Below are 8,905 nucleotides of genomic sequence, written 5' to 3'. Positions count from 1 at the left end.
ATATTGAGATTTATTACAATCGGGTCAGAAGGCATTCCGCAAACGGCTGGTTAAGCCCAGAAGCCTTTGAACAGAAATATTTTAAGAATTTAGAGGGATTTGTTGTCCACGATACTGTCTAGGATCAAATTAACCGTAATGCCGTGTGCGGCATATTCCTTCGCTGCGGCTTGGGTCAATGCGCGTACCGCAAACTTAGTGGCGGAATACACCCCCAACATGGCAAAACCTTCATGCCCTGCAATGGAAGCAGCATTAATGATTTTACCTTTATACCCGCGCTGCATAAATTTTTGCGCTGCTGCTTGAATTCCCCACAACACCCCACCTATATTAATATCGACAATGTGGCGAAATTCTTCTGGGGTCACATCCTGAATGGCTTGCACTTGGGCAATGCCCGCATTATTAATCATAATATCAAAGCCACCTAAACGTGCTTCTGCATGTGTGATAGCTTGTTGGATGTCGCTTAATTCAGCAACATTGGCGACATAATGTGTTGTGTTGACGCCATATTGCGCAAGCTGTTGTTCCGCAAGCGCTAATTTTTCTGCTGAGCGATCCACTAAAGCTAAATGAACCCCTTCTTGAGCAAGACGGCTGGCTATACCTAAGCCAATGCCTTGTGCTGCACCGGTAATTAAAGCAACTTTGCCGCTTAATCCTTGTGGCATGCTGTTCTCCTATTAAATATGAATCGCGCGTTGCAAAGTCGCCAAAATGGATTCATGCAACGCTTCTGAATAAGTAGGATGTGGAAAAATAACGTCTGCCAAGGCATCAGTCGTGGCCTCTAAACCTTGGGCTATGGCAAATGCCGCAATGTGTTCTGTCACATCTGCACCCACCAAATGTGCACCTAACAGTTCACCTGTTTCAGCATCTGCTAAAGTTTTAACAAAACCTTGCGGCTTTAATGCGCTGAGTGCTTTGCCATTGGCTTGAAAGGGCATTTTACCTACACGATACGCCCGACCTTGGGCTTTAAGTTGTTGTTCACTCGCGCCAATACTCGCCACTTGTGGAAAGCTATAAATACAACTTGGAATATGCTGTAAATTGAGTGCTTTTGGCTGCAATCCCGCAATTTTTTCAATACAAGTTAGAGCCTGATGCGCAGCCTTATGTGCCAAACACGGCGCACCTGCCACATCGCCAATGGCATATACACCAGCAACATTGGTTTTACCCCATGCATCTGTGGCAATAAAACCACGCTCTAATTGGATCCCGAGTTCATCCAAACCTAAATCATGGGTATTAGGACGTACGCCAACAGCCAACAAAACTTTTTCCACCTGTAATTGCTGCTGACCTTGTGGTGTGTCAATGCTACAGCTCACCCCATCCTGATGACAGCTCACAGTTTGGCATTGGCTCTGGGTTAAAATTTTAATCTGTCGTGCTTGCAATTGCTGTTGCATATAGCTGGCCACTTCGTGGTCTTCCTGCGGTAAAATTTGCGCGGCACTTTCGACAAGCGTGACCTGTGCACCCAAAGCACTATATAAGCTGGCAAATTCCACCCCAATCGCCCCTGAACCCACCACCACTAAACTTTTGGGTACTTTGGTGGCAGCTAATGCATGTTTATAATCCCAAATTTGTTGGCCATCGACAGGGATATTTGGCAAACGCGCCGCATGTGCGCCAGTAGCGACGATAATATGTGCAGCATTCAACTCCTGTGGCTGTTCGCCTGCAAGCCGTAATTTACCTTTGCCAATAAATTTCGCCCGTGCTTGAAAAATCTTGACTTGATTTTTTTGCAACAAATACTCAATCCCTTGTACCAATTGCTGCGAAACATTGCGGCTGTGTTGCAACAAAGTCTGCCAATTAAATTGCGCAGGCGGCAACTCAAAGCCTAATTGGGCCGCATGCTGTAACTGCAAGGCAAAGCCTGCTCCTTGTAACAGTGCTTTGGTGGGAATACAGCCCCAATTTAAACAAATACCGCCCAAATGTTCGGCTTCCACAATTGCGGTGCGCAACCCCAGCTGTGCTGCCCGAATGGCGGCCACATAGCCACCCGGACCCGCACCCACCACAATCACATCAAACTGCTGTGTGTTCATGGCTGCTCCTTAGAGTAAAATTAACGCAGGCTGTTCAACAAAGCGCTTGAGCTGTTGTAGAAACTTCGCCCCTAATGCCCCATCCACCACGCGATGGTCACAAGATAAAGTCGCTGTCATTAAGCGTGCAGCAACAAGCTGTTCCCCTTGAACGAGTGGACGACTCTCTACAGCACCTAAGGCCAAAATCGCCACTTGCGGTGGATTGATAATGGCATCAAAACGCGATACTCCAAGCATGCCTAAATTAGAGATGCTAAAACTGCCACCTTGAAACTCCTCACTCTTCAATTGACCTGTCTTAGCCCGTGTGGCTAAATCACGCACTTCATTGGAAATTTGTGCCAAGGATTTTTGATTGGCGGCTTTAATAATTGGCGTAATTAAGCCCTCATCTAATGCTACTGCAATGGCAATATCTGCATCTTGAAACGCAACAATCTCTTGTTTGGTGGCATCGTATTGCACATTGACCTCAGGCACACGCATTAATGCCGCAGCTGTGGCCTTCAACAATAAATCATTAATGGAGAGTTTAACTTCAGGCGTAGATTGATTAATCTCCAGACGCAGTTGTTCTAGCGCCTGCATATTCAAATCACAGCTTAAACGGAAATGCGGTGCATCTTGCTTGGCACGCTGTAAACGCGTGGCAATGGCTTTACGCATACCACTCATGACTTGACGAGTAGGCGTTGCAACTGCTGATACTGTGCTGATACAGCTCGTAGTTCCCTGTTCAAGTGCACGTCGTGCTTCAACATCCTCTTTACACACTCGTCCACGACTTCCCGACGCTCGGCAATCATGTAGGTTAATGCCCCATTTTTTTGCCAAACGCCGTGCCAAAGGGGTAGCTAAAACCGCGCTATCATCAGCTTTGGATTTTTTCAGTGTATCAGCCACCTGTGTTGCACGCGGCTCTGACCATTGCCCACCTGCCACTTGCACCGCTTGGCTTAAATCTGCCACGCTGATGCGACCGGCACGGCCACTGCCCTGCACTTGGCTTAAATTAATATGATGCAAAGCTGCCAAGCGTTTGGCATGCGGTGTGGTCAAACCAGCATAATGTTCATCATAGCCTTGTAATGCAGCTGGAATCACAATCGCGTTATTGGCCTGCGTTTTGAGTGGTTGTTGCACTGTTTCAGGTGTTGCCTGCTGGGTTGCTGCTGCAACCGGTTCAGTCAGCTGTGCTTGTGCATTGATCACAGGCTCATCGTGTGCAGCTATAGCGCTTGGATTGCTGTCTTGTAAAAAAGTAGCAATGTCTTCAGCACTTAATGCCTCATCACTACATAGTGCAATCGGTTTACCGACGGCCAACGTATCGCCGACTTGGGCCACAATTTTTTGTAAGGTACCATCAAAAGGTGCTTCTAAGACATTGACGATCTTGGTAGTTTCAATTTCACACACCTCTTGACCTTTTTTAAAGCGTTCACCTTCTTGAATTAACCACTGTGCGATGGTGCCTTCTTCCATCGACAATCCCCATTTTGGGATTTCTAGGCTTTTAATATCCGCCATCGATTAGCCCTCCAAGGTTTGACGCACAGCGCGTTCAATACGCTCTACACTCGGCAGCCATGCTTGTTCTAACACAGGCGAAAATGGCACCGGTGTATGCGGTGGGGTGACAATTTCAATCGGCGCTTTTAAGGCATAAAAGGCTTTTTGTGCGATCAGTGCCGCAACATCATGGGCAAAGCCACAACGTGCCGCAGATTCATCTACAATCACCACACGTCCTGTACTTGCCACTGACTCTAAAATGCCTTCTTCATCTAAAGGCGAGATGGTACGTGGATCGACCACTTCAACAGAAATACCTTCTTTGGCCAGTTTATCAGCCACTTCATTGGCGCGATGCACCATTAAACTTAAGGCAATAATGGTGACATCGGTACCTTCACGGGTGTAATTGGCGACACCAAAAGGAATGCTGTAATCACCATCTGGAACGTCACCGGTAATGTCATACAGTAATTTATGCTCACAAAACACCACTGGATCATCATCACGAATGGCTTGAGTGAGTAAACCTTTGACATCATAAGGACTTGATGGCACCACCACTTTTAAACCCGGCACCGAGGCAAAAACATGATACGGTGATTGCGAATGTTGGGCCGCAGCAGAGAATCCTGCACCAATCATACCGCGTACCACCATCGGTGCTTTGGCTTTGCCCCCAAACATATAGCGGAATTTGGCAGCTTGGTTATACAGCATGTCATGACACACACCATAAAAATCCATAAACATTAAGTCCGCAACAGGACGTAAGCCAGTTGCTGCGGCACCTGCAGCCATTCCAATAATCGCGGATTCGGTAATCGGTGTATCAATGACACGACCTGAACCAAATTCAGTCCAAAGCCCTTTGGTCACCCCTAGCACACCACCAAAACCTTCAAGTTGATTGTCATCGGTATTTTTACCGCCATGACCACCACGAACATCTTCTCCCATGACCACTACCGTTGGGTCACGGCGCATTTCTAATTCAATCGCTTCTTTAATCGCGTTACGATAACTTTTAGTTGGCATGTTTTACTCATCCTTTAGTAAGACACATAGACGTCTGTTAATAATTGTTCTGGTGCTGGGTAAGCTGCAGCACGGGCATGCGCCACCGCCGCATCGACTTTTTCTTTGGCCGCTTGATCAATAGCATCAAGTTTTGCCACATCAATTTGATCTTTGACCTTTTCTCTAAAAATCTTTAATGGATCATGATGTTGTTTGACGTATTCAATTTCTTCTTTAGAACGAATTAAGCCCGGATCACCTTCAAAATGTCCATAAAAACGATTGGTCACCGTTTCAATGACGCTTGGTCCTTCGCCACGGCGGGCACGTTCAATGGCACGTTGTGCCGCCTCATACACGGCAAAAAAATCAGTTCCATCGACTTTTTCAGCAGGCAGACCAAAGCCTGCGGCACGTCCAGCAATGTCTTTACTGCCCACCGCATAATCATGTGCAGTGCCTTCACCAAAGCCATTATTTTCAAATACAAAGATGACAGGCAGTTTTAGTACCACAGCCATATTGATGGCTTCAAAAGTTAAGCCTTGATTGGAGCCACCGTCGCCGGTAAAAGATAAACCGACACCGCCAGTATTTAAGGTTTTCGCTGTCAGTGCTGCACCAATCGCCAATGGTGGCCCACCACCGACAATCCCATTGGCACCGAGCATGCCTTTATCTAAATCGGCAATATGCATTGAGCCGCCCTTACCGCGGCATAAACCAGCATCTTTACCAAAAATTTCTAACATCATGGCCTGAATGTCACAGCCTTTGGCAATACAATGCCCATGGCCACGATGAGTAGAGGTGATGGTGTCGCGGTCGGTCAGGTTTTCACATACCCCAACGGCCACCGCTTCTTCACCACTGTATAAATGAATAAAACCCGGAATATCGCCACCGCTATTTTCTTCATGTAAGCGATCTTCAAATTCACGGATATCGCGCATACGTTGATAAGCGCGCAGCAACTGTGCTTCATTAAGTGTCATTGTTGTTATCCCTTTGTGATTAACTCAAGCTTTTTCCTAAAAGCCTGTGTTTTATCAAAGAAGATTTGAGTAAAAAATGCTATTAGACTAAAAAAATAAACCAGCTAAAAAACCATAAACCCTTATTATTAAAATATTTTTATCTTGTATTTTTTCTTTAATTATTAAAAACCAACCTTTTGCCAATCTTGATCAGTTAGCCTGAATAAGCTACACACGCATGTTACATAAAGCCTTATATAATGCTATTTATTGGCGCATGTTGACGCTGTGTTTGGGGGCAAAGTATGTTAAAACATCTCATAAAAGGCCAGAAAGCATCTGTACCTGAATAATCCATAGGATTGGATAAAACAACAATAAAGGATGATAAACATGCAGCGCTTCAGCCGTTGGAATGCCTTGCAAACTGATTACCGAGTACCACAGCATACTCCAGAGTGTGCGCCTGTATTTGCAATTGAGCCACAGAGCAGCAGTATTTTTTCAAGTCTAGAATTATGTTTTGAGCAACTCAAAACGTTTGCCCAACAAGCCAACATGACGCTTGGCATTACCGACCAACATGGCACCTTATTACGCACATGGAGCAGCCATCATATGCAAAGCGCCGCCGAACAAGTGCATTTTATTGAAGGTGGGCATTGGTCCACTCAGGCAGTCGGCAGTAATGCAATTGGTTTAGCTTTAAATTCTCGGCATGCCAAATGTGTGCATTCGCATGAAAATAGCATGAATAGCGTCAGAGATTGGGTCTGTTACGCCGCGCCCATTTTAGATCCACTATCCGGTCATTTACATGGTATTGTGAATTTATCTACGAAATCTAGTCAGCATAATACCCTTGGGGTATTTGCCGCGAGTCATTGTGCGCAATTGTTCTCTGAAGCGCTACGTTATCAGCAGCATTTACAACTCTATACCTTGGGTCAGGCCCAGGTGGTATTTAATCAGCAGCGTTTGGCTTTAAGCTTTCGACAGATTGAAATTTTGGCCATTTTAGCCCTGCATCCACAGGGAATCAATTTGGAACAATTACATTACGCACTTTATGGTGAGCGTGATGTGAGCCTAAACACCTTAAAAGCGGAGATTTCTACATTAAGACGCCATTTACCTGATTGTTTAGAAAATCGTACCTATCGTTTAAGCTGTCATATCGAATGCGATTTTTTACAAGCAGAATATGCCCTGCAACAGGGCCTGATTGCCAGTAGCTTTAATTTATATCGTGGCACATTTCTAGCAAAAACCGAAAGTCCGACCTTAATTGCATGGCGACATTGTTTTGATGCCAAACTCAGCCAATTCATCGATCAAATGCATGATCTAGATGCCTTACTAGATCTATTCAGCCGTGTCCCAGAGCGCCTAGATGTCCTACAACGCATTGTTGATCTGTTACCGCCTGAGCATCACCTGTATCCATATATGCAATCTTTACTAGAAAGTTAATTAAACCTACCATCTATTTTCTATTCACAAGACAGTATCTTTTGCTTGCATATCGCTACAGCTTTGACCCATTTGTCATACAAAGCTCGCCCGCATTTTACTTATACTAAAGGCTTATGCTCTTGCGAGGAAGGTGATATGCGTGCATTAACTTATCATTCTACACGGGATGTGCGAGTGGAAACGGTCGCTGACCCCATTTTACAAGCGCCAGATGATGTTATTTTAAAAGTTACCGCGACAGCAATTTGTGGCTCAGACCTACATTTATATCGTGGTAAAATTCCAGCAACCCAAGCAGGCGATATTTTTGGTCACGAGTTTATGGGCGTTGTGGAAGAAGTCGGCCCTGAAGTCACTCAAATCAAAAAAGGTGATCGTGTCATTATTCCCTTTGTGATTGCCTGTGGTGATTGCTTCTTTTGTCAGCATGACCTAACTGCAGCGTGTGAAAAGACCAATACTGGTCGCGGTGCAATCATCAATAAAAAGCAAATTCCTCCGGGAGCCGCCTTATTTGGCTATAGCCATCTCTACGGTGGCATTGCAGGTGGGCAAGCTGAGTATGTCCGTGTACCTAAAGGCAATGTCGGACCATTTAAAGTACCGGGCTCACTGCCAGATGAAAAAGTTCTATTTTTAACTGATATCTTACCCACAGCCTGGCAAGCGGTGAGCAATGCACAGGTGAAAGCCAGTTCGAGTGTGGCGGTATATGGCGCAGGCCCGGTGGGTTTACTGTCGGTTGCATGTGCCAAGATGCTGGGCGCTGAGCAAATCTTTATTGTGGATCATCACGATTACCGTTTAGATTTTGCGCATCATACTTATGGCGCAATTCCAGTGAACTTCGATCATGTTGATGCTGCTGAATTTATTATCTCTAGAACAGCAGGTTATCGCGGTGTAGATGCCGTTATTGATGCAGTCGGTTTTGAAGCCAAAGGCAGTGTTATTGAAACTGTGATGACCAACTTAAAACTGGAAGGTTCAAGTGGCGCTGCTTTACGTCAATGCATTGCGGCTGTACGCCGTGGTGGCACGGTCAGCATTCCAGGTGTGTATGCAGGACCCATACATGGCTTTTTATTTGGTGATGCTTTTGATAAGGGTTTAAGCTTTAAAATGGGACAAACACATGTGCATCATTTGTTGCCCGCATTACTTGAGCATATCGAAAATGGCGATCTTAACCCTGAAGTCATCATTACGCATAAAATGCCACTAGAGAGAGCCAGTGAAGGCTATCGCATATTTGACCAATGCGAACAAGATTGTCGTAAAATTATTTTGACGCCGTGATTGCCTTGCTTTTTGCTGAGCAAAAAAAATCCCAGCCGAGAGGGGGTAAATTGGCTGGGACAAAACTGAGGAAACTGGTGCAAAATTAAAGCAGCTTTGCGATGTAGAGCAGTATAGAAGTAACACCACCATATCGTAAAACCGTAAAATTTCATCAGTAACATCGAATTTTACAATCATTGTGTAGTTATTCTATATAAACCACCCCTTTTAGAAACAGCAGATACATTTTTATGTCACACTCAACCTTAGATCGGTTCAGTGCATCCACCATCAAATTAATACCCCCGAGCTGATGCGTTTACGAGAAATACGAGAAATACGAGAAATACGAGAAATACGAGAAATACGAGAAATACGAGAAATACGAGAAATATTAAAAACAGTTATAGACCCGAAGGTCTATATGATCCTAGACAGTATCGTGGACAACAAATCCCTCTAAATTCTTAAAATATTTCTGTTCAAAGGCTTCTGGGCTTAACCAGCCGTTTGCGGAATGCCTTCTGACCCGATTGTAATAAATCTCAATAT

At 45.0% G+C, this 8,905-nt stretch carries 6 protein-coding genes and 3 pseudogenes; 3 read left to right on the top strand and 6 right to left on the bottom strand.

The features are described from left to right. Positions 1-122, top strand: a pseudogene (locus CYK47_RS14570) (IS3 family transposase); the annotation flags it as partial. Here the strand turns inward: CYK47_RS14570 and CYK47_RS14565 are convergent. The 5 genes and pseudogenes from CYK47_RS14565 to CYK47_RS14545 all read right to left on the bottom strand — a co-directional run. Beyond that, positions 108-677: pseudogene (locus CYK47_RS14565) on the bottom strand (SDR family NAD(P)-dependent oxidoreductase); the annotation flags it as partial. The pseudogenes CYK47_RS14570 and CYK47_RS14565 overlap by 15 nt on opposite strands. A gap of 12 nt (positions 678-689) precedes the next feature. Beyond that, a complete protein-coding gene (lpdA, locus tag CYK47_RS14560) occupies positions 690-2,081 on the bottom strand; it encodes a dihydrolipoyl dehydrogenase (protein ID WP_122902512.1) in 1,392 nt (463 codons plus the stop codon). A gap of 9 nt (positions 2,082-2,090) precedes the next feature. Beyond that, positions 2,091-3,614 (bottom strand): dihydrolipoamide acetyltransferase family protein, encoded by a 1,524-nt coding sequence (locus tag CYK47_RS14555; protein WP_122902511.1) that lies wholly within the window; start codon positions 3,612-3,614, stop codon positions 2,091-2,093. 3 nt (positions 3,615-3,617) lie between these two features. Next, positions 3,618-4,637, bottom strand: coding sequence for an alpha-ketoacid dehydrogenase subunit beta (locus CYK47_RS14550; RefSeq protein ID WP_122902510.1), 1,020 nt, complete (start codon positions 4,635-4,637; stop codon positions 3,618-3,620). Positions 4,638-4,651: 14 nt separating this feature from the next. Further along, positions 4,652-5,614, bottom strand: coding sequence for a thiamine pyrophosphate-dependent dehydrogenase E1 component subunit alpha (locus CYK47_RS14545; protein WP_122902509.1), 963 nt, complete (start codon positions 5,612-5,614; stop codon positions 4,652-4,654). Between the two features lie 375 nt (positions 5,615-5,989). On the opposite strand from CYK47_RS14545, the gene CYK47_RS14540 reads away from it, so the two are divergent. Both CYK47_RS14540 and CYK47_RS14535 read left to right on the top strand, forming a co-directional pair. Continuing rightward, positions 5,990-7,069: a transcriptional regulator gene (locus CYK47_RS14540; RefSeq protein ID WP_502697062.1), complete on the top strand. Its 1,080-nt coding sequence runs from the start codon at positions 5,990-5,992 to the stop codon at positions 7,067-7,069. Positions 7,070-7,207: 138 nt separating this feature from the next. Next, on the top strand, positions 7,208-8,371 hold the full coding sequence (locus CYK47_RS14535; RefSeq protein ID WP_122902507.1) for a zinc-dependent alcohol dehydrogenase: 1,164 nt from the start codon (positions 7,208-7,210) through the stop codon (positions 8,369-8,371). Between the two features lie 412 nt (positions 8,372-8,783). Here the strand turns inward: CYK47_RS14535 and CYK47_RS14530 are convergent. Further along, positions 8,784-8,905, bottom strand: a pseudogene (locus CYK47_RS14530) (IS3 family transposase); the annotation flags it as partial.

This window comes from Acinetobacter sp. B51(2017) (genome assembly GCF_003711395.1).
Lineage (GTDB): Bacteria > Pseudomonadota > Gammaproteobacteria > Pseudomonadales > Moraxellaceae > Acinetobacter.
Note: the sequence above shows the minus strand (reverse complement) of the source record. Positions and strands in the feature narration are given on the sequence as shown.

Bases quoted from the DNA above. Each gene is read 5' to 3' on its own strand.
- lpdA (WP_122902512.1), bottom strand. From the start codon at position 2,081: ATGAACACACAGCAGTTTGATGTGATTGTGGTGGGTGCGGGTCCGGGT.
- CYK47_RS14555 (WP_122902511.1), bottom strand. From the start codon at position 3,614: ATGGCGGATATTAAAAGCCTAGAAATCCCAAAATGGGGATTGTCGATG.
- CYK47_RS14550 (WP_122902510.1), bottom strand. From the start codon at position 4,637: ATGCCAACTAAAAGTTATCGTAACGCGATTAAAGAAGCGATTGAATTA.
- CYK47_RS14545 (WP_122902509.1), bottom strand. From the start codon at position 5,614: ATGACACTTAATGAAGCACAGTTGCTGCGCGCTTATCAACGTATGCGC.
- CYK47_RS14540 (WP_502697062.1), top strand. From the start codon at position 5,990: ATGCAGCGCTTCAGCCGTTGGAATGCCTTGCAAACTGATTACCGAGTA.
- CYK47_RS14535 (WP_122902507.1), top strand. From the start codon at position 7,208: ATGCGTGCATTAACTTATCATTCTACACGGGATGTGCGAGTGGAAACG.